18 protein-coding genes are annotated in these 21,340 nt (G+C 51.3%); 7 read left to right on the forward strand and 11 right to left on the reverse strand.

Annotated elements, in window-relative coordinates; genetic code table 11:
* Window positions 1–38: 38 nt before the first annotated feature.
* A complete protein-coding gene (gene cls, locus ACFSX3_RS01520) occupies window positions 39–1,547 on the reverse strand; it encodes a cardiolipin synthase (RefSeq protein ID WP_209989078.1) in 1,509 nt (502 codons plus the stop codon).
* Between the two features lie 183 nt (window positions 1,548–1,730).
* On the opposite strand from cls, the gene ACFSX3_RS01525 reads away from it, so the two are divergent.
* Together ACFSX3_RS01525 and ACFSX3_RS01530 are read left to right on the forward strand one after the other, a co-directional pair.
* Entirely contained in the window at window positions 1,731–2,669 is a 939-nt protein-coding gene (locus tag ACFSX3_RS01525) for a TetR/AcrR family transcriptional regulator (RefSeq protein WP_379254609.1), read from the forward strand.
* A 35-nt stretch (window positions 2,670–2,704) separates the two neighbouring features.
* Window positions 2,705–5,875: an efflux RND transporter permease subunit gene (locus ACFSX3_RS01530; RefSeq protein ID WP_209989083.1), complete on the forward strand. Its 3,171-nt coding sequence runs from the start codon at window positions 2,705–2,707 to the stop codon at window positions 5,873–5,875.
* A gap of 332 nt (window positions 5,876–6,207) precedes the next feature.
* Here the strand turns inward: ACFSX3_RS01530 and ACFSX3_RS01535 are convergent, their stop codons facing one another.
* A complete protein-coding gene (locus ACFSX3_RS01535; protein ID WP_209989085.1) occupies window positions 6,208–6,903 on the reverse strand; it encodes a TorD/DmsD family molecular chaperone in 696 nt (231 codons plus the stop codon).
* A 325-nt stretch (window positions 6,904–7,228) separates the two neighbouring features.
* On the opposite strand from ACFSX3_RS01535, the gene moaA reads away from it, so the two are divergent.
* Window positions 7,229–8,230: a GTP 3',8-cyclase MoaA gene (moaA, locus tag ACFSX3_RS01540; RefSeq protein ID WP_209989088.1), complete on the forward strand. Its 1,002-nt coding sequence runs from the start codon at window positions 7,229–7,231 to the stop codon at window positions 8,228–8,230.
* A gap of 412 nt (window positions 8,231–8,642) precedes the next feature.
* Here the strand turns inward: moaA and ACFSX3_RS01545 are convergent, their stop codons facing one another.
* Complete coding sequence (locus ACFSX3_RS01545; RefSeq protein WP_379312530.1) at window positions 8,643–8,882, reverse strand: hypothetical protein; 240 nt, start codon at window positions 8,880–8,882, stop codon at window positions 8,643–8,645.
* A gap of 150 nt (window positions 8,883–9,032) precedes the next feature.
* On the opposite strand from ACFSX3_RS01545, the gene ACFSX3_RS01550 reads away from it, so the two are divergent.
* The gene (locus ACFSX3_RS01550; RefSeq protein WP_209989094.1) at window positions 9,033–9,362 is read left to right on the forward strand and encodes a hypothetical protein; all 330 of its coding nucleotides are present in this window, start codon (window positions 9,033–9,035) and stop codon (window positions 9,360–9,362) included.
* A gap of 358 nt (window positions 9,363–9,720) precedes the next feature.
* Here ACFSX3_RS01550 and ACFSX3_RS01555 read toward each other — a convergent pair whose 3' ends face one another.
* The 4 genes from ACFSX3_RS01555 to ACFSX3_RS01570 form a co-directional block, all read right to left on the reverse strand.
* The gene (locus ACFSX3_RS01555; RefSeq protein ID WP_209989101.1) at window positions 9,721–11,043 is read right to left on the reverse strand and encodes a tetratricopeptide repeat protein; all 1,323 of its coding nucleotides are present in this window, start codon (window positions 11,041–11,043) and stop codon (window positions 9,721–9,723) included.
* Window positions 11,044–11,048: 5 nt separating this feature from the next.
* Window positions 11,049–12,368, reverse strand: a complete 1,320-nt coding sequence (locus ACFSX3_RS01560) for a helix-turn-helix domain-containing protein (RefSeq protein ID WP_209989103.1) — start codon at window positions 12,366–12,368, stop codon at window positions 11,049–11,051.
* Window positions 12,369–12,443: 75 nt separating this feature from the next.
* Window positions 12,444–12,623, reverse strand: coding sequence for an aspartyl-phosphate phosphatase Spo0E family protein (locus ACFSX3_RS01565; RefSeq protein WP_209989105.1), 180 nt, complete (start codon window positions 12,621–12,623; stop codon window positions 12,444–12,446).
* Window positions 12,624–12,954: 331 nt separating this feature from the next.
* Window positions 12,955–14,349 carry a helix-turn-helix domain-containing protein gene (locus ACFSX3_RS01570; RefSeq protein ID WP_379254600.1) on the reverse strand — a complete coding sequence of 465 codons (1,395 nt, stop codon included), beginning with the start codon at window positions 14,347–14,349 and terminating at the stop codon, window positions 12,955–12,957.
* On the opposite strand from ACFSX3_RS01570, the gene ACFSX3_RS01575 reads away from it, so the two are divergent.
* Both ACFSX3_RS01575 and ACFSX3_RS01580 read left to right on the forward strand, forming a co-directional pair.
* Window positions 14,333–14,605 (forward strand): hypothetical protein, encoded by a 273-nt coding sequence (locus ACFSX3_RS01575; RefSeq protein ID WP_209989108.1) that lies wholly within the window; start codon window positions 14,333–14,335, stop codon window positions 14,603–14,605. The genes ACFSX3_RS01570 and ACFSX3_RS01575 overlap by 17 nt on opposite strands.
* Complete coding sequence (locus tag ACFSX3_RS01580) at window positions 14,602–14,985, forward strand: hypothetical protein (protein ID WP_209989110.1); 384 nt, start codon at window positions 14,602–14,604, stop codon at window positions 14,983–14,985. The genes ACFSX3_RS01575 and ACFSX3_RS01580 overlap by 4 nt, the downstream gene beginning before the upstream one ends.
* Before the next feature lie 25 nt (window positions 14,986–15,010).
* On the opposite strand, the gene ACFSX3_RS01585 is transcribed toward ACFSX3_RS01580, so the two are convergent.
* The gene (locus ACFSX3_RS01585) at window positions 15,011–15,628 is read right to left on the reverse strand and encodes a LysE/ArgO family amino acid transporter (RefSeq protein ID WP_209989113.1); all 618 of its coding nucleotides are present in this window, start codon (window positions 15,626–15,628) and stop codon (window positions 15,011–15,013) included.
* Between the two features lie 522 nt (window positions 15,629–16,150).
* On the opposite strand from ACFSX3_RS01585, the gene ACFSX3_RS01590 reads away from it, so the two are divergent.
* Window positions 16,151–17,596, forward strand: coding sequence for an aminotransferase-like domain-containing protein (locus tag ACFSX3_RS01590; protein WP_379258547.1), 1,446 nt, complete (start codon window positions 16,151–16,153; stop codon window positions 17,594–17,596).
* 137 nt (window positions 17,597–17,733) lie between these two features.
* On the opposite strand, the gene ACFSX3_RS01595 is transcribed toward ACFSX3_RS01590, so the two are convergent.
* Genes ACFSX3_RS01595 through ACFSX3_RS01605 form a run of 3 tightly spaced genes read right to left on the reverse strand, consistent with a single transcriptional unit; the run spans window position 17,734 to window position 21,270 of the window.
* Complete coding sequence (locus tag ACFSX3_RS01595; protein WP_339220803.1) at window positions 17,734–18,801, reverse strand: sensor histidine kinase; 1,068 nt, start codon at window positions 18,799–18,801, stop codon at window positions 17,734–17,736.
* Between the two features lie 2 nt (window positions 18,802–18,803).
* Complete coding sequence (locus ACFSX3_RS01600) at window positions 18,804–19,475, reverse strand: response regulator transcription factor (protein WP_209989119.1); 672 nt, start codon at window positions 19,473–19,475, stop codon at window positions 18,804–18,806.
* Window positions 19,405–21,270 carry an ABC transporter ATP-binding protein gene (locus ACFSX3_RS01605; protein ID WP_209989122.1) on the reverse strand — a complete coding sequence of 622 codons (1,866 nt, stop codon included), beginning with the start codon at window positions 21,268–21,270 and terminating at the stop codon, window positions 19,405–19,407. The genes ACFSX3_RS01600 and ACFSX3_RS01605 overlap by 71 nt, the downstream gene beginning before the upstream one ends.
* Between the last annotated feature and the right edge of the window lie 70 nt (window positions 21,271–21,340).

Genomic DNA, 21,340 nt, shown 5'->3' on the forward strand with positions numbered 1-21,340 from the left:
CCAAAGGACGGTACCGTTTTTTTGTTCTGCTTGTCCGCTTACAGCAGCGGAGACATCAGCCGGGCTGCGGATTCCAGCAGCCGCTCCAGCAGTCTTTTCTCCATGAAGGTCTCATGGACAATCTGCCGCGTGGACTGCAGGTCACGCTCGAAGTCTGCAACAATGCGCGAGACACTCTCGGTCTGCAGGAGCAATGCGTTCACCTCAAAATTAAGATGGAAGCTGCGCATATCCATGTTCGCTGTTCCGATCGTAGCAATCTCCCCGTCTGCAATCAGCAGCTTGGAGTGAATGAAGCCCTTCTCATATTCATAGATCTTCACGCCAGACTCCAGCAATGCCGGGAAGTAGGAATGGGAGGCCAGGAACGGAATCCATTTATCCGGCTTGGCCGGGAACAGCAGGCGGACATCCAGCCCCGACATTGCCGCCACACGCAGCGCAGTCAGTATATCCTCATCGGGGATAAAGTATGGACTGGCGATCCAGACGGATTTTTCCGCAGTAGTAATCATGGAGAAGAAAATGTTCTTGAGCGCACGCCGCTCATTATCCGGGCCGCTGGCAATAATCTGCACCGCCCCGTCTCCGGTAGTGAAGCGAAGCTGCGGGGAGAGGTAATCCTGCTCCAGGATTTTCTCGCCGGTGGTGTGCATCCAGTCCTGCAGGAAAATAATCTGCATCGTCCGCACCGCTTCGCCTCTCAGCAGCATATGCGTGTCCCGCCAGAACCCGTAGGTCTTGCTGCGGCTCAAGTACTCGTCCCCGACATTCAGCCCGCCCATGAAGCCGACATCGCCGTCGATGACTACGATCTTGCGGTGATTCCGGTAATTCACCCTGCTGGAGAAAAAGGAGGTAGAGTTGCCGTAAGCAGCCACCTGCACACCCGCATCACTCAGTTCCTTAAGGAAGGCTCTGGAGAGCTGCATGCTCCCGACCGCATCATACATGAACCGGACCGCCACGCCCGCGCGGGCTTTCTCAATCAGAATCTGCTGAATGCGTGTGCCGATATGATCCGCCCGGAAAATATAATATTCCATATGAATATGATGCTGCGCCTGCCGCAGCTCCAGCAGCAGCGTACCGAAGGTCTCCTCACCGTTCGTTAGGATGCGCGTCTCCGAGCTGAACGAAATCGGCGTCCGGCCCAATCTCTGCGACAGACCCAGCAGCTTCTGCCGCGCAGGGCTGAACACCGACCAATCCTGGTGCATCCGCAGGGCGTCATTCTCAATCCGTTCATAGGCCATGAGATCGCGCTGGGCTTTTTTGTCATACTTGCGCCGTTTGAACACATTCTGTCCGAACAGGAAGTAGAATACCAGTCCCAGCACCGGAATCAGCGCAAGCAGCAGAATCCAGGATACGGTGGTCGAAGGATTGCGGTTCTCCATGAAAATACCCAATGCGATAGAGATGACCGTCAATGTGGAAAAAATACTTATAATCGTGCCGGCTGTACTGCCGAATACGCCAAATCCAAAATAATAAAAAGCCAGCATAGCTCCTATGATGACTATAGCCTGCAGTCCTCTTCTCATATGCAACCTACCTTCTCATTCTACCGTTCCTCACCAAACTGACACATTTATATCTTACATGAAGAATCCGTTTCTTCCTACTGAAACCTGCAAATTTGTAATGCTGCAGGATATATAATATAATCGCACTGACCTTTCAGTCAAATACAGAACTTTCAAGTCAGAACGGAGGCCTATATAGCCTTGACCGCCAAAAGCATGACCAGAAAAGAACAAATCATCAAGACCGCCATGCAGTTATTTGCTGTAAAAGGCTCCTCCTCCACCTCGATGCAGGAGATTGCCGAATTATGCGGGATCTCCAAGGGAAGTCTCTATCTGATCTTCAAATCCAAAGAAGAGCTGGAGCGCAGCATATACATCTATTGCTTCCGGATGATCCATGACCCCCTACAGCGGGAGGAGCAAGAGACCGGCCTAGCTCCACGGGAGAAGCTGCGCAACCAGCTCGAAATTCTGCTTAGTCATGTATACGAGCTGCGCGAATTCCTGCAGCGCCAATTTCAGGAGTTGGCCGGCAGAGGTGTGGCCGAGATTCCCGATTGGGTGAAGCAGAACAACGCCGCCCTGCTGCGCTGGTTCCAGCAGAAGCTGGAGCTCATGTACGGGCCAGAGATTCTGCCCTATGCAGGCGAGCTGTGCGTGCTCAGCCACGGCATGATCAGCTCCAGCATTAAGCTGCTATTCGGTCAGGAGACCGTTATTTCCATCCCAGAACTGGCTGACCGGCTGGTGGACTGGCTGGACATTATGGTCTCCGGCCTGCTTGCAAGGCAGCCAGTCCCTCTGATCTCTTCCGCAGTCCTGGCCGGATGGGCTGAGGCTCAAGGAGAAGGACCGCGCCAGAGCCCGCTTCAGCTGATCAAGGCGATGAAGCTCCTGCTCAGTGAAGCTGAGGGTCTTCACCCGGAGCATACCGAAGACGGGTTCGAGTCCCTGGGCATTTTGGAGAGCGAAATCCTTACCTCCCAGCCCCGTAAAGCGATCATTCAAGGGATGATGGCTAATCTCGAGGGGTATCCCGAGCTGTCCGGCGAGCTAAGTCAATTGAAGAAAGTATTCACACCTTATATGCACACTTCCTGCGGACTTCACTCAAGGACAGATGCAGCACGATTGTAATATCAAGATTAATTGTACTGGAGGACCATTTACTGATGAAAAGCCTAATTAATTTCTCGCTCCGCAACAAATTCGCCGTCTGGCTGCTGACGATCATTATTGTCTTCGCTGGTCTGTACAGCGGGTTGACTATGAAGCAGGAGACCCTGCCTAATATTAGTATCCCTTATCTCAGCATTACTACTATTTATCCCGGAGCTGCGCCGGAAGGTGTCGTGAATGACGTCAGCAAGCCGCTGGAGCAGAAGCTCCGCAATGTGGACGGGGTCAAGATGTTGACCTCTACATCACTTGAGAATGCCTCCAGTGTAACCATAGAATTCAACTACGGCACCAACCTGGACAATGCGACAGCAGCGGTGCGCGAGGCGCTCAACGAGGTGACTCTGCCGGATAATGTGCAAAAGCCGCAAATCTCACGCTTCAGCCTCAGCTCGCTGCCGGTCATCTCCCTCAGTATCTCTGATGAGAGCTCCGGCGATCTTGAGGAGCTGACACGGGTTGCGGAGAACGATATCCGCCCGGCGCTGGAGGATATCGAAGGCGTCGCCTCTGTGCAGATTGCCGGACAATATGTCAAGGAAGTCTCCCTGAAGTTCAATCAGGAGAAGCTGAAGCAGTACGGACTGACCGAGGATACGATCAAAGGCATCATCCAGGCCTCCTCCCTGCGGGTGCCGCTCGGATTGTTCGAGATGGACAAAGCACAGAAGGCTGTTGTCGTTGACGGCAACATCACTACGGTGGAGGACTTGCAGAATGTCAGCATTCCGCTGGTTCCCTCTGCCGCAGGCGCTGCGGGCGCGGCTGGCGGCGCAGCTTCAGGCGGTGAAGGTGCTGCTGCGGGCGGTACCGGAGCTGCGGCTGGCAATACCGGCGCTGGCGCGGGTGCCATGACCGGGCTGCCGACCGTGAGGCTGAGCGAGCTTGCTACTATTGAAGTGGTCGGCAAATCGGAATCGATCTCCCGCACCAACGGCAAAGAGTCGATCGGGATTCAGATTGTGAAGGCCAATGATGCCAACACCGTCGATGTCGTGAACGGGGTCAAGGATAAGACCGAAGAACTGAAGCAGCAATACAAGTCGATGGACCTCACCGTGCTGCTGGATCAAGGCAAGCCGATTGAGGATTCCGTGAACACGATGCTATCCAAGGCTGCCTTCGGCGCCCTGTTCGCCGTGCTTATCATTCTGCTGTTCCTGCGCAATATCCGTTCTACCATTATTTCCATTATCTCGATTCCATTATCACTGCTGATTGCGATATTATGCCTGCGGCAAATGGATATTACACTGAATATGATGACGCTCGGCGCCATGACCGTGGCCATCGGGCGGGTAGTCGATGACTCCATCGTCGTCATTGAGAACATTTTCCGGCGGCTTACGCTGTCCGGGGAGAAGCTGCGCGGCAGAGAGCTGATCAGCGCCGCTACTCGTGAGATGTTTGTGCCGATTATGTCCTCAACCATTGTGACGATTGCCGTCTTCCTGCCGCTCGCTTTTGTCAGCGGTATGGTCGGTGAGCTGTTCCTGCCGTTCGCCCTCACAATGGTATTCGCGCTGCTGGCTTCACTGGTGGTTGCCATTACCCTGGTGCCTGCATTGGCCCACACCCTGTTCCGTAATGGACTGAAGAAGGGGAAAAAGGGGCACGAAGACAAGCCCGGCGCATTGGCGGGCGGGTATGTCCGTATCCTGGACTGGTGTCTCTCGCATAAGCTGATCACCTTGGGTGTTGCTGTCCTGCTGCTGGCAGGCAGTCTGTTCCTGATCAAGCCGATCGGCGTCAGCTTCCTGCCTTCCCAGGAAGAGAAGAATGTTACGCTGACCTTCTCCCCGAAGGCCGGTCAGACGCTGGAGGATGTGAAGGCGCTGGGCCTGAAGGCTGAGAAGTTTATTCTGGCGCAGAAGCATCTGGATAAAATGCAGTATTCCATCGGCGGCAGCAGCCCGTTCGGACTTAGCTCAGGCAATTCCGGGCTGTTCTATGTCACGTATGACAGCAACACGCCTGATTTTGATACCGTGAAGGAGAAGTTAATTGAAGGCTTAACCCAAGAGGTACCGGATGGCGTGTGGGGCGATCTGTCCGGCATGGCCGGAGGCGGACTCGGCGGCAGTACACTTACTGTCAATATCTACGGCGATACGCTGGAGCAGCTCAAACCGGTAGCCGATGAAATTGCCGGGATCGTTCAGGCAGACACCAAGAACTTCAAAGACGGGAAGACCAGCCTCTCTGAAGCCTATGATCAATACACCATCGTAGCTGACCAAGCCAAGCTTAGCTCACTGGGCTTAACGGCCGGACAGCTTGCGATGAAGCTGAGCCCTGCCGGAACCCGGCCTGTGCTCACTGAGGTAGAGCTGGACGGCAAGAATTACAAGGTCTACATTGAGACGGACAAGGATTCCTACAGCAGTATTGAAGAAATGAAGGCGGCCACGCTCACTTCGCCGCTGGGCATTACCGTACCGATTGGCGAGGTAGCAAGCATTGAACAGGGCCAGTCCCCGGATTCCATTACCCGTGAAGACGGCAAAATGAAAGTCGGGGTAACCGCCGACATTATCTCCAGTGACATTAATAGTGCCGCAAATGCTGTTCAGGACAAAATAGATGCCCTTGATCTCCCGGACGGCGTGACCATCACCTTCGGCGGAGTCACCGAGCAGATTAATGAGACCTTCGGACAGCTTGGCATCGCCATGCTGGCGGCTATAGCCATTGTATACTTCGTGCTTGTAGTCACCTTCGGCGGCGGTCTGGCTCCGTTCGCCATCCTGTTCTCCCTGCCGTTCACAGTCATCGGCGCTCTTGTCGCCCTGCTCCTGGCTGGCGAGACCTTGAACGTGTCCGCACTGATGGGCGCACTGATGCTGATCGGGATCGTGGTCACCAATGCGATTGTCTTAATTGACCGCGTAATCCATAAGGAACAAGAGGGAATGTCTACCCGCAAGGCGCTGCTTGAGGCCGGCGCTACCCGCCTTCGCCCGATTCTCATGACTGCGCTCGCAACCATTGGCGCCCTGTTGCCACTGGTTACCGGCCTTGAGAACAGCGCCGGGATCATCTCCAAGGGACTTGGCGTAACCGTCATCGGCGGTCTCGTCAGCTCCACACTGCTGACCCTGGTCGTTGTACCGGTGGTGTATGAGTTCCTGATGAAGTTTCGGGGTAAGAAGACTTACGAATAAATAGGGGATGAACTTCAGTTTCAGTTATATAGAGTGAACTGGGGCACCTCCGCTTCAGGCAGGACCGTGACTGCAGAGAATGTTTGGACTTCCGGTCGCTGTTAGGTTGGAAATTCCTGATTCGAACCGCTCTTCGCGGTAGAATTTCCAACCTAAAGGCGAACGCTATCGCTCCTACAGTTCCAAACTTCTCCTCCGCCACTCTCCCTGAAGGAGATTCTCCAGATCAAAACATATAAAGTGAAAGCTTAAGTTCAAGACCCCCGGAGCAGAAATAAGGCGCCCTTCCGATTGATGGAAGGGCGCCTTATTAATTGAGTATGGATGCATAATTAAGCCATGGCTGCTGCGCTGCTCTCCAGCGAAGCCTTCCAGGCACGCAGCATGTGCAGATCCTGCGGCAGGAATTCCTCCAGCATATGGCTGAGTCCCAGATACAGCGGGCTGTCGGTGGCAGCGTTCATTCTCGCACAGAATTGTGGAGTCCACTTCAGCAGATGCTCTTCGAGGAACTTCTCCTGAATCTCCAGAAGCTCCATGGCACTGCGGACCGAGAAGCTGTTGTACAACATCCGCTCGTGCATCACCGCCATGAATTCCAGCTCAATGGCAATATGGTCGTCGGCTTCGCCGCTGCACTTCTTGAAGACAATGCCCGCCGATGCGTACACATCCGACAGCACGTTGCAGAATTCTTCCTCACGGCCGAGTTGAGCGGCTTCACGGGCTACGAAGGAGCTGACCGCGCGCTCGTTCATCAGACGTTTGTATTCGAGCTTCTCTTTCTCACAGATGGCCGGGAGCATCGATGGCTCCTGGCTGCACAGGTAACGCTTCAACTCACGGCCGCCTTCGGTCATCTCCGCAGCAACACTCATCTCACGGTTACGGCTCCATTGGGCGACCAGTGAGAGGGATGGTTTTCTTCCATAGAAGTCCACCAGAAGCTGATATATTAATCCCCGACTCTCCAGCCAGCGGCTGCAAGCCTCCGGCACGACAAGCGATGGAACAGTTGGTATAGTCATTTTGCAAATCCTCCCTACTTAGTTTGCCGGATGCCCGGGGTATCCTTGGGATTGCCGCCTGAGCCTTCCGGAATCATAGCTGTGCTTCGCAAAAGTTAAAGTATCTAAAGTTTGAATCTTCCGCACCTAAATTATATCGAATATGTTAAACGCTTTCGGTGAGCATTCTATGACCATTCCCGTTAATTGTCGCACTTTTGTCATAATTAGGATGCTGCTTTGGCCTTCTGTCCCCCTATGCTTTAGGTTATTCGCTTGTGCATTGACGCAGCGGACTGCTTTCTTTAAAATTTAAACTAAAATGAACAGGTGAAGGAGCAACGTTATGGAGCCGCTAACTGATCCTTTTGGACGCATACATGATTACCTCCGTATCTCGGTTACAGACCGCTGCAACCTGCGCTGTATCTATTGTATGCCCGCAGAAGGAATGCAATTCCAGCCGCAGGACGAGATTATGAGTTATGAGGAAATTACCGCTGTGGTGGAGTCTCTTGCACCGCTGGGCTTGCGGAAAGTCAGGCTGACCGGGGGAGAACCGCTGGTGCGCAAGGATCTGGAGAAGCTGGTCTCTATGATCGCCGTCATACCCGGCATCGATGATATATCATTGACTACGAATGGCCTGATGCTGCCAGCCAAAGCGGCTATCCTGAAGCAGGCCGGGCTGTCACGGGTGAACATCAGCCTGGATTCGCTGCGGCCGGAGCGCTTCTCGATGATTACCCGCGGCGGCGATGTCGCCAAGGTGTTGAAGGGAATTGAAGCCGCAGAAGCTGCTGGCCTGTCCCCGATCAAGCTGAATGTCGTGCTGATGAAAGGCATTAACGATGACGAGATCAAGGATTTCATCGCCTTGACCCTGAACAGCCCGCTCAATGTGCGCTTCATTGAATACATGCCGATTGGCAGCGCCAGCGATGCCTGGCGGCAGACCTATCTGCCGCTGGAGACTGTAGTAGAGGCCTGTAAGGAAGCTGGCTGGACCACCGAAGAGGCCGACATGCCCTCCGGGAATGGCCCTTCCCAGAACCGGCGTGTCACCGGCGCGAAGGGAACCTTCGGGCTGATCCACCCGGTCAGCGAGCATTTCTGCGACAATTGCAACCGGCTGCGCCTGACCGCCGACGGCAACATCAAAGCCTGCTTGTACTGGCAGGACGAATATAATGTCCGCCCGCTGATCAGCGACCCCGCTGCGGTGCAGGCTCTGTTCCGCCAGGCGCTCGGCAACAAGCCGCATAACCACGAAATGGCACTGGCCCTGGAGCACAAAACCCAGAGTCACACGCCAACCGCCCGCCGCATGTCGCAGATTGGCGGGTAGGGCGCTGGTAGTTAAGGATGGGAGCTTGCTAGAATAATGTGAGCATTAGGCTTTAATCCTCACGAAGTAGACGAATGGAAATAGCCTGCTGAACGTACCAATCTTTTAGAAAGAGGATACGTTTATGCTAGACTTGGCACAAACTTAAACAAAAAGATGGGCTACTGAATTGAAGGTTTTATCCTACCTTCAATCAGTAGCCCAAATATTATTATGCTAACAATTAAAGTTTCCAGCCTCCGCTATCCAGGTAGGTTTTCACGGTCTTAAAGTAAGGAATAAGGATGTTGTTCAAGTCACTAGCAGTTGCATCATAGTCAACTGAAAATAGATAGCCGTTCCCGTTGGTTGTCCAGCTGCTACAGCTTGGTTTACAGCTATTTCTATAGGTGTCATTAATCGTGCTGAAGCTTCAAATCGTTCTTCGAAGAAAGGCCTCTGGAATCCATTTACCCGTAGTCTCATCGTTAAGTATAACTGTTTTTTTACCTTCCGCTTTATTATAAAGCTTATCCTCCTTTTCAGCTGCTGCCAAAATATCCTTCTTCTGTTGATAGGTATACGTCAATTTGGTGAGTTTGTCTTCAGTTACAACACCAGTATTTTCTTTTTCCATTTCGGAAATGCTGGAGCAGTGGAAGAAGTTCATCATTGTTCCTCCAGCGTTTATTATTGTCTCTATTTTAAAAGTATAGGCTCTTAAGGTCACAGAGAAGAGAAAGTAATTTGCATTGACGAAATATTTATTTAAGACTAGTATAGGTAAATAAATCAAAATAATAGAATAATAAGGATATTTTAAATGATGGTAGAAACTTACGTTAGAATAGTTTTAGTTACATTAATATCTTTAGTTGTTGTATACTACACATATCTATTGGCACAAGCAAGGGCTATATTAAAACAAGCCCATAAGGATTCAACTGATGAAAGTGTGGAACGCATCGTACTTCTTAAGCAAAAGCTCGTTCCAACGGTATGTTATTTACTATGCATGGTTACCATCGGAGTGCTCTATCTCGTAGGAATTAATATCGGAGTCATGTTGTGTGTGCTCATAATCTTAAATGTTATTATTGCTTTCGTTGGCGACAAAAGGATTTTGTCAAAAGCAGAAATCAAGAAGAAATAAGTTCGGCTTTTTCGTGACGCATTCAGTGGCACAAAGCAAGACGAGACGGAAGTGTGGACTTTGATGTTACTCGCAAGATTGTAATTACAAATTCGCTCTTTACCATAACCAATTTTGGATGTGCGAAAAAAAGACTCTAGGCTATAAGCTGCTCCCGGTACCCAACCGGAGGTAGCTTATTTAACTTTCGTTACGTTCGATGCTTATTGTTAAAGTGGGAAAGTTCACATAAAGGCATCAAATATATTTCATTTTTTTTTGGAAATTAGTTATATTATTCTATCTTGGTCAAACGTACAACGGCCGAGATTCCAGAAGGATTCTCAGCCGTTGTACAAGGATTGTGTATGTGTATAATTCAGCACGACTTCGGAATATTGGAAATCGCAATTTCGAAATCGACGGATATCGTCCCCCGGATCACTTGTTGCTCACTGTCTAATTTGGCAGATAAGTCTACGCTTTGCATAATTACATCATCGCCTTTATACCGATTGCGGGACAGATAGTAAGTCGCCAGCTCGCTGCAGAATTGTGTGTAGTTTTTTTCATGAATGAATTTGTTGTGTTCACCAAAGATACTGTAAACCTTCCGGTAAGGAATGTAGTCCGCAAATCTCTGTATCACATGATCCACGTCCCACTTATACTGATTAGCCAATTGAACGATCTTAAACAGCGCCATGAATATTTCATTTTCGTGATTTGAGATGTATTCCACATATGTGTCAAGGACCTCAATCTGTCCATCCATTACGCGGTACAGGTACGTATTAGCCGTTCCCCATTCTATATATTGAGCCTTAATACGCCTTGCTTCTTCGTCATCTTCCCTTATCCAGCTATGATCCATATACTGAGGTAACGTGTCCAGTGCAGTTTTGTAATCCCCCATCTCTTCATAATTACAGGACCTCATAAGCTGAGCATGTAATATATAGGTATAAAGCGGCCTTTTATATAACTTATGATCTCTATGCCTACGGCATGATTCATCATGAAGGTCATAATGGAAGGAGGCCACTCGGAGCATTTCTTCTACAACCTCAGATACCTTATCCCATTCCTGAAGCGCGTGATAGATATCCGCCAACTGCTTCAGCGCATCCAGCTGATTAATTTCATCCAGCTTATCGACATAATTCTCCAGCAAAATAGCGGCGATTAAATTTTTCTGCGGATCATCGCCCAAATGAATTAGGAATAACCGATATTGACAGAGCGCCAAGCGTTCGGAATGCTGATATTTCTCGCTGGCTCCTACATTTTCATAGATTAATGCTGCGGCCTGCCAGTTCTTCTGTTCAAATAACTCCTCGGCAATCTCGAACAGCAGTGGTGCATACAGCAGATTATCCAGTAAATTCTGTGCCACCCGCTCAATACAATCCAGACGCGATAACGCTGCGCATTGCAGCAGAAAAGGCCGTAAACGCCGCCAAGTAGGTGTCGAATCATATAGACATTCATCCACATACTTACTATAAAAGTAGTCCTCCGACAGTCCCATCCCGCTTGTCACGCGAGTCAAATGATTCATCGCCAAGGCCTGCTGTCCCTTCATCACCCGGCTGAGTGTACCAGAATGAATTCCACTGGAAATTGCAAATTGATTAATAGACAGTTTATGTTTTGTAAGATACGCCGCTATCTCGTCTCGAATTTTGACTGTATGTACCACAGCATTTACCACCTTTTTTCATCCGAGATCGCAATCTCGAAATCCACGGATATCGTCCCCCGAATCACATGATGCTCGCTGTCTAATTTGGCGGATAAGTCTACTCCTTGCATAGACACCTCATCGCCTTTATACCGATTGCGGGACAGATAGTATGTCGCCAGTTCGCTGCAGAACTGCTTATGCTGATCACTCATCATCTGGTTGTTACGCTCTCCAAAAATACTTGAATATTTACGATGACGAATATACCCAGAAAACCTTTGAAGAACATTATCCACATTCCAATTGTAGCGATTGGCCGCCTGGACAATCCTAAATAATGCTATAAATATTTCATTCTCACGGGTCGAAATATATTCTACATATTCACCAAGCACCTCGAACTGTCCATCCATTAGACGGTTGAGATAAGTATTGGCTCTACCCCAATCCTGGTATTGGGCAATAATCCGCCTCACTTCTTCATTATCTTCCCGTATCCAGTTTCCATCCATATATAAAGGTATTATTTCTAGCGCAGCCTTGTGATCTCCGCACTCCTCGAGCACATACGCACGAAGAAGCTGGGCGTAAAGAACATAGGCGTACAGCGGCCTTTTGTGTACCTGTCCATTATTTGGCTTACGATTTGATTCTTTATGAAGATCATACAGATTTGCAGCGACCCTCAGAATTTCCTCTGCTAATTTACCTACCTTATCCCACTTCCGCAAGGACGAATAAGTGTGGGCCAACTGCTTCAACGCATCCAACTGATTGATTTCATCCAGCTTATCTACATAATTCTCAAATAATGAGGCTGCAATTAAATTTTGCTGCGGATCATCGCCCAAATTAATCAGGAAGAGCCGATATTGACAGAGCGCCAAACGTTCGGAATGCTGATATTTCTCGCTGGCTCCCACATTTTCATAGATTAATGCTGCGGCCTGCCAGTTCTTCTGCTCAAATAACTCCTCGGCAACCTCGAACAGCAGCGGTGCATACAGCAGATTATCCAGTAAATTCTGTGCCACCCGCTCAATACAATCCAGACGCGATAACGCTGCGCATTGCAGCAGGAACGGCCGCAGACGCCGCCAAGTCGGTGTCGAATCATATAGACATTCATCCACATACTTACTGTAAAAGTAGTCCTCCGGCAGCCCCATCCCGCTTGTCACGCGAATCAAATGATTCATCGCCAAGGCTTGCTGCCCTTTCATCACCCGGCTGAGTGTACCGGAATGGATTCCGCTGGCAATTGCAAACTGATTAATAGATAGTTTATGTTTTGTGAGATACGCTGCTATTTCATCCCTGATTTTGACTGTATGCTCCACAGCATTTACCACCTTTTTTATACACGTGTCCAATGGATTTTATATTTGAATTTGCAGTATTTTCTAGATCAATGCTTAAGCAGGCGGCATTGTCATCATCCGGTAGGCATTGTCGTAAGCATTGAGCAGTTCATCCAGTACTATGGATTGCTGCAAGACCACAGGATGATCAAAACCGCCATATTGACTATGTAATTTATAAAGCTTGCTTCTGGCTCGCTCAATACGAATTCTAACGATTGCTGGACTATGCATGGGAATCCCGCCTCCTTATGCAACATTATAGATTTTTATGTAAAATTACACAAAACAGGTCTCTTTGCATTGTCTACTATATTGGTTATAGATACAATAATTTCAAAACCATGGCGCAGCCAAACTAAACCGTCTACACGACAGGCTAGGTTATGAATATATTCCCTTTAAAAATCAGCAAATAAAAAACGTTCCCGGAATAAACGGGAACGTTAGTTGAGGGGTCAGTTAACCACCAATACCATGTGAATTAGTTTGGATTAAAGACTGAATGCTGCTATTTTTTACAATTCCACTAGTTGAAATTGTAGACAAAATTACGACAGATAAGCTACATAGAACCAGAAGCTTGATAAATTGTTGTTTCATTTGGTTTGCACACCTCTCTGATTAAAAGTTTGTATCTTTCCATCTCTTCTCCACTGGCAGCATCCCTGTATTGTTCAAACAAATTGACACAAGTGATTACTACACTCTCGTTATTTATAATAGATGAAGATTCCAAACTTTCTAGTAAGAATTCTATCCCTCTGTTTCTCTTATTATGTAAATAATAGTTTGCCAATTCAGCGAGAAATCTGGCGTGTTTGTCTGCCATAATCTGTGAGTTGTATTGACCAAATTCTGATTTATAAGTTCGATATGGGATATAGGCAGAGAAGCGCTCCAGAATGTGATCAACATTCCAATTATACCAATTTGCACATCGGATAATATTGTACATCGCCGTAAATATCTCGTCAGTTTGTGCAGATATATATTCGACATACTCGTCTAGCACTTCTATTTGTCCGTCCAGCATGCGGTATAAATAAATATTCGCAGTACCCCATTCTCTAAACTGAACTAACGTCCGTCTCGCTTCTTCATCATCTTCCTTTATCCAGCTTCCGTCCATATAGCGCGGCACAAGTTCTATAGCAGATTTATAATCCCCGTATTCCATGCAAATACTAGAGAGAAAGAGATGAGCGCGCAAAATATAGAGATATAGTGGAGTTTTAGAAGTTTTAATGTTACCTCGATTAAGGCTTGACTGGAGCTGGAGATTATACCGTAGTGTAGCCAGTCCAAGCATCTTCTCTGCGAGTTCATCAACTTTAGGCCACTGCTGCAAGGAATAATAGACTTCCAACAAATCCTTCAACCCATCCAACTGATCCGCCTCATTCAGCCGCGGAACGTAACTCTCAAACAAAGTGGCCGCGCGCAGGTTCGTGCTCTGGTCATCACCCAGGGCAATCTGGAACAGGCGGTATTGGCAGGTGGCCAGACGTTCGGAATACTGGTATTTCTCACTGGCGCTTACATTCTCATAGAGCAGTGCAGCCGCCGGCCAGTGGCCCTGCTGGAACAAGCCTTCCGCAACTTCATACAACATGGGAACATAGGTCAGATTATCAAGCAGGTTCTCCACCAGACGCTCAATACAATCCGTTCGCCCCAGTTCCGCACACTTCACAATGAACGGGCGAAGCCGCCGCCAGGTCGGTGCCGAATAATAGAAACATTCCTCCACATACAAGCTGTAAAAAAAATCCTCACTGAGCCCCATTCCTGCAGTGATTAACTCCAGATGGCTCATGGCAATGGGCTGATGGCCATTAATAATCCGGCTCAGTGTCCCGGAATTAATACCGGAGCTTATGGCGAACTGATTAATGGACAGCCCATGCTGGGTTAAATAATCTGCAAGCTGGTCTCGAATCATGACTGCAGGCTTCAAAGCAACACCACCTCCCACATTCCATAATTTAGAACATTATGTTTATATCTGTATGGTAGAGGATGGGATTTCAACCGTCAATAGAATAGAGTCAAATAAAACAACTATAGCTCGAAAGTGTGAAGAAATAGAAACAGTTTGGCAACCTGCTTGCCGAACCATAGGAGGTGAAGTTATTGAATCAAATGGTTTAGTCGATTTTGGTGAACAAAAGATAAAGGCCAGGAACATTTCTGTAAGGAGGGATAGTTTATGAGAAAAATCGGCATCATTTCATTGATGATATTACTTGTTTTTATATATATTTTAGTCAGACCAAATCCTGAGATTGTTAGCGTCAGTCTTATTTCCGAAACAGCTGAAACTGCTTACACTGATAACGATAGCATTCGAATATTCAAAGATGCTATAAGAACTGTGAAAAAAGTACGCGGGGCTGTTGATGTGGGTCCACCAACGTATCGAATGAATGTTACTTACGCGGATACCGAAGTTGTGAAATTCAGCCTTTATTTAGATTTTGAGACCAAAAGTGGATTTTTGATTAAGGATAGTAATAGCGAAAAAATGTTGAAATTAAAAGATCGCAGTTCTAGAGAATTAACAGATCTATTGAGTAAAGTAAGTACAAACTAAAATAGTCAGTTAAATGAGGATTGCTTTAGCCATACAACAGCCACCACAACTGAACTCCCATGTAAACGGCGATTGCCCAGATCAGCAGGGCCGAAACGGTATTCAGCCCCTTCATGACCTTGCCGGACGCATCCAGCCTGCCAAGCTGTCGGCCCGCTGCAGCAAGACCCAGGAACCAGAGCCAGGAGACGGTCACTGTCGCCGCCGCGAAGGCCCAGCGCACCACCCCATCGTATTGCAGCGAGCTGGTCCCGATCACGCCCACCGTATCCAGAAGGGCATGCGGGTTCAGGAGGGACACAGACAGCGCATAGAGTATCTGCCCCTTCGGTGAGAGTCGGCCCGACTCATCCTTCGCGGGAGCGGAGCGCCAGATTCTCCACCCCATGAAGGTGAGGAACAGAATGCCCGCCCCATATATAACAGGCGTGACCCAGCGCAGCGATAAAATGACCAAGGAAACTCCGCCGACTGCCGCAGAGATCAGCAGTGTATCGCAGACTGCCGCTGTTAGAACGACAGGCAGCGTACTGCGGAATCTGGCATGCTGTGCCCCTTGATTGAAGACGAATATATTCTGTACGCCCAGCGGCAAAATCAGCCCGAAGGCCAGGATAATTCCATGTAAAATGGCTTGCACCATTTCTTTTCCCCCTTTGATCTTCCTTATGATGCTTCGCGATAAACAAACCTCTCAGGCTTCCTCCGGTTATAACCTACTGATCGTACCCTGCCATAGCGGCTGCCGTAACCATCCAAGTTCTTCGACACACACCAACCAAGACGAATGAAAGAGGAGGAATCATGGTAGACTGGAAGAAAGAAGGAACGAGAGGGAGAGAGAGGAGAGCTAATGCTAGTCAATAGCGGCTATGGGGGCATTCGCTCAGTTGCCTTCGCAGTAACATAATGTATTCGGTTTTCCGCATACAATTGGTCCGATTACCTACGCAGTGGATAATGTGCTCGGTTTTCGCTTTTGTACAATAATTCGTCCGGAAGGGGCCTGCCCTTGACACATCCACAACGCTCCAACCATGCAGACTTAAGAACGCCCGGCCCATCCGTACATACGAAGGCTTCCCGGCCCGCAGCTCCTGGAGCGCAGCAAGCTGATGCTGGCTCCGGCCTACCGGAGAACTGGAAGCCGGACCCGGCTTCTCCGCTGCCGCTGCATGGTCAGATCTCCGGCTACTTCCTGACCAAGATCAGCACCGGAGCCTGGCCTCCCGGTATGCGGCTGGCCCCGCAGCGGGAGCTGTCCCGCCAGCTTGGAGTGAACCGCAGTACGGTGGTTACAGCGCTGGGTCAGCTTACCGCCATGGGCCTGATTGAAGGCAGACGCGGCGGCGGAACGATAGTTACAGGTACGCGGCTGCCTATCGGCCATACAGATACGTCAGCCGCAGCGGCTCCAGCTGGGCCTGAACGCTCCGGCAACTGGAATGATTATGTGGAGGAGGGGATTCACTATCCCAACCTGCCCACCATCCAGGAGATTAACCGGCTCGAATACGAACCGGGCCTGATCCGCCTTGGAACGGGTGAGCCAGCGCCCGAGCTGCTGCCCGGGGCAGCAATGAACCAGGTGCTGGCCGGACTCGCGCAGCGCGTTCTTCCTCCACTCTCCTATGAGGAGCCGCTCGGTAGTCCGGCGCTGCGGGCGGCGGTTAGCCGGTTACTAGCCCGGAGCGGCATTACCGCTGGACCGGACTCCATTCTGATTACCTCCGGTGCCCTTCAGGGGCTGCAGCTCATTGCCCTCGGGCTGCTGCCGCGCGGCTCGTCTATTCTGCTGGAGAAGCCGTCTTATCTGTATTCGATTCATGCCTTTCAGTCTGCGGGGGTGAAATTCAGCGGCCTGCCTATGGACGGGCGTGGCCTGATCCCGGAATACCTCACGGCTGAGGCGATCCGCACTAAGGCGGCGATGCTCTACAGCATCCCTTCCTTTCACAATCCGACCGGAATCCTCATGGATAAGGGGCGCCGCCAGGAGCTGATGGAGGTCACAGGCAGACTTGGGCTGCCCATTCTGGAAGATGGGGCCTACCAGGAATTATGGCTGGACACACCGCCTCCACCACCGCTGAAGGCGCTGGATCAGGAGGGACGGGTCCTGCATCTGGGCACCCTGTCCAAGGCAGCCAGCCCTGGCCTGCGCATCGGCTGGATTGCCGGACCGGAGCCGGTCGTCCGGCGGCTGGCCGACATCAAGATGCAGAGCGATTATGGCGCAAGCTCCCTGTCCCAGCTGGCGGCCGCAAGCTGGCTTACGGGCGGCTATCATGAGGAGCATCTGTATGTGCTGCGCGGCAGACTACGCACGCGCCGTGACTATATGCTTGAGCTGCTGCAGCTCCATTGCACCGGACTGGCAACCTGGAATGTGCCAGCAGGAGGCTTCTATATCTGGCTTTCTCTCCATCAGGCTGTTCCTCCGCGCAAGCTGTTCAGTGCAGCGCTAAGTGCCGGACTGCTGCTGAATACAGGCGATCTGTATGACCGCAGCGACGTCAGGCATCTCAGACTGTCCTACGCTTATGCCTCTGCGGCAGAACTGGAGCGCAGCATTCCCCTGCTGGCTGAGCTGATCCGGCGGGGACTGTGATTGGAGGCGGCACAAATAGCCCCGAACCCCTGACAACATCATCTGTGTGTCATGGTTCGGGGCTATACTGTCGGACGCCTGGCCGTTGAAAGCTCGGACTGCATTACCGGGACAGGTCATTCACATCAACGGCGAATTCATCCGCTCTGCTGCGGCAGACGCACGACGAATGCCGTCCCCTCTCCGGGACGGCTCGTTACGTGTACGCTGCCTTCGTGGAGCTCCACGATCTTCTTCACGAGCGGGAGTCCCAGCCCGCTTCCGCTGCCGCTGTTGACGCTTCTGGACTTATCCGCCTTATAGAACCGTTCGAAGATCCGCTCCAGCTCCTCTTCGGTCATGCCGATCCCGCTGTCCCTGACCTCCACCTCCACCCACTCCCCCATGCTGCGCACAGTGACGATGATCCGTCCGCCCTGCGGGGTGAACTTAATACTGTTATGCAGCAGGTTGGTCCATACCTGGCTCAGCAGATCCTGTACCGCAGTTACGGTGGTCTCCTGAAGCTCAGCCTCTACCTCAATCTCCTTGCCGAGCCACTGCGGCTCTGCGGCCAGGATCATCACCTGCACTTGCTTATCCAGCCTATAAGGCTTCCGCTCGAACGGGAAGCTCTCCGCCTCCAGCACGGACAGCTTCAGCAGATTGTCGCTCAGACCGGACAGACGGCGGCTCTCCGCTTCAATAATATCCAGGTAATGCTTGCGGATATCCGGACTGAGGTTCTCCTCTTGCAGCGCGGCAGCGAACCCGCGGATCGAGGTCAGCGGGGACTGGATCTCATGGGATACGCTTGCGATGAAGTCCTGCCGCATCAACTCCATCCGGCTCAGCTCACTCGCCATTTCGTTGATCCCTTCCACAATCCCTCCGAACTGCCGGTATTGGCCGCTGTTCTCCAGTTCAACCTTGAAATCGCCTTGGGAGATCTGCCGCATAGCCGTAAGGATCGGCCTATAGAAGTTCTGATCCTTTCCGCGTGTAGCGTAGGCAATAGTGGCCCCGCAGACGAAAAAGATGATAATCTGCATAGCCATAACAAACAGGTGATACCCGTATTCAGAGAAGGACCAGCCGAAATGACGGACCAGCAGTCTTGATCCGAAATAGCTCCCGTTCCAGGAGATATAGAGCATAATCAGCATTCCGGCGATAGGTCCGGCGATATCCATTTTATCCCATATCTTCATGATTCTACGCTTCATGCCTATCCCTCCAGCCGGTAGCCAAGCCCCCGGATCGTACGAATGGAGAATCCGAATCTCTCCTGCGGAAAACGCTCGCGCAGACGGCCCACATGTACATCCAGCGTCCGCTCATTGCCTTCGTAATCGTATCCCCAGATCTCCTCAATGAGCCGGTCACGGGTCAGCGTCTGCCCCCGGTAACTGGCCAGCTTGAAGAGCAGCTCGAATTCCTTCAGTGGCAGCGTGAACTCGCCATGCTCGGACAGCACCTCATAGGTGGCGCGGTTCATCCGCAGATTGCCAACGGTAACACTCTGGGCAGCCGAAATCTGGTAACGCTTCAGCAGCGCCTTGACCCTGGCGATCAGCACCGGCGGCTCGAACGGCTTGACCAGATAGTCGTCTGTGCCCAGCTCGAAGCCTTTGACAATCTGCGAGGTCTCCCCCTTGGCCGTCAGCATCAGTATCGGAAAATCGTACTGCCCCCGCAGCTCCCGGCACAGCTCCCAGCCGTCCATATTCGGCATCATAATATCAATGATCGCCATATCCGCCGCAGTCTCTTCGAGCAGCTGCAACGCCTCCAGTCCGTCAGAAGCGCTCAGCACCTCTGCCATCCCTTCAGCTCTCAGGAACACTCCCACCAATTCGCGGATGTGCGGATCGTCGTCCACTACCAGTATTTTGACCATAGTCTGTAGAACCCTCCTCTATCCCTTGGCTCAGAAGCTCAGGTGTGTTCAGCTGCAGCTGCTGCTCGGCGAATTCACGGTACAGCTCATGGTCCCTCAGCAGCTCCTCATGCGTGCCCTTGCCGGTAATCCGGCCCTTCTCCATAAAAATAATCTGGTCCGCGTTCACCACCGTAGCTAATCTATGGGCGATTACAATCGTGGTCCGGCCCTGCATCAGATTGCCCAGCGCCTTCTGTACCACGGCCTCCGACTGGCTGTCGAGGCTTGAAGTAGCCTCATCCAGCATGAGGATCTTCGGATCGCGCAGCAGCGCTCTGGCGATGGCAATCCGCTGCCGCTGTCCGCCGGACAGCTTCACCCCGCGTTCACCGACATCTGTGTTGTAGCCGTCCGGGAGCTCCTCAATGAAGCCGTCAGCGTAGGCCATGGACGCAGCCCGCTTCAGCTCCTCCTTGCTGACCTCGCGTTCCAGTCCGTATCCGAGATTCTCGGCAATGGTACCGGCCAGCAGCGGACTTTCCTGTGAGACATAACCGATCTGCTTCCGCCAGGATTTCAGGGAGAACATCGACGCCGGTTTGCCATCCAGCCGGATGACTCCGCTCTGCGGCTCATAAAACCGTTCCAGCAGTGAGAACAGGGTTGTTTTACCGCCGCCGCTCGGGCCGACTATGGCAGTCACCTGCCCAGGCTGCATAGTGAAGCTTACCTTGCTGAGCACCTTCTCTCCTGTCTTGTATCCGAAGCTGAGGTCTTCCACAGCGATTGGCCCCTCTGTGCCTTCAGCCTCTTCCACGCCTTCATACACCTCTTCCTCTGCTTCAAGGGTCTCAATAATCCGCTCGGAGGCACCCTTGGCCTTCTGGAGCTGGGTGAAGAATTGCGTCAGCTGCGTCAGCGGCATAATAATCTGAATCAGATACAGAATAAAGGCGACCAGTTCACCGGCGGTGAGCGCCCCTGAGGATACCAGCATCCCGCCATAACCGATAATGACCACCAGCAGCATCATGAAGACGAAGGAGATCAGCGGGCTGATCAGGGCACTGATCTTGCCCTCACGAATCCCGAAGCCCAGCAGATTCATAATCCCTTGCCGTCCAGCTTCATACTCCTTCTGCTCCGCTCCCGAGGATTTCACCAGCCGGATCTCGGACAATACGCCGCTGAGCACAGCGGTGAAGGAGGCCGTCTCATCCTGCGTTCCCTTGGAGATTTTGTACATCTGCCGTCCCAGCGGCACCAGAATGAGCGCCGACAGCGGGAGCACCGTGAACAGCACCAGCGTCATTTTCCAGTTCAGATAGAACAGCACCAGGACAGAACCGACAATGGAGATGAGGCCGGTGAACAGACTGGCCAGATGCTCCGAGATCAGTGTCTTGAGAATTCCTGTATCATTAGTCATCCGGCTGACGCTCTCGCCTGTCCGGTTCTCATTGTAGTAGGATACGGGCAGCACCAGGAATTTGCGCCACAGCCTGTCACGCAGACCCGCCACGACTCTTTGCCCGACGGCATTCAAAAGGTAGATCGAGACTCCGCCGGCAACGGTCTGCGCAATGAACGCTCCGGCGATGCCGGCAATCTGCAGCTTGCTGACAGAAGCCAGCGAGAAGCCGTCCACCAGATTCTTCGTGAACATGGGAATCACCAGACCGACTAGGGTCGAAATCACGCTGAGGCCAAGGGCCAGCGCCAGCAGCAGATAGGATGGTTTGGTTTCGTGCAGCAGCTTCAGGAACGGCTTCATGGCCGCCCCCTGCTTCTGCGGTGCTTGCTTGTTCTTCATAAGGAATCCCCTTTTCCGGCAGATAGGTGTATGGAGCAGTGGGGCCCCGCTTCCGCCTTAGAACCCAGAA

Origin of the sequence: Paenibacillus rhizoplanae (assembly GCF_042684125.1) — a bacterium.
GTDB lineage: Bacteria > Bacillota > Bacilli > Paenibacillales > Paenibacillaceae > Paenibacillus_AQ > Paenibacillus_AQ rhizoplanae.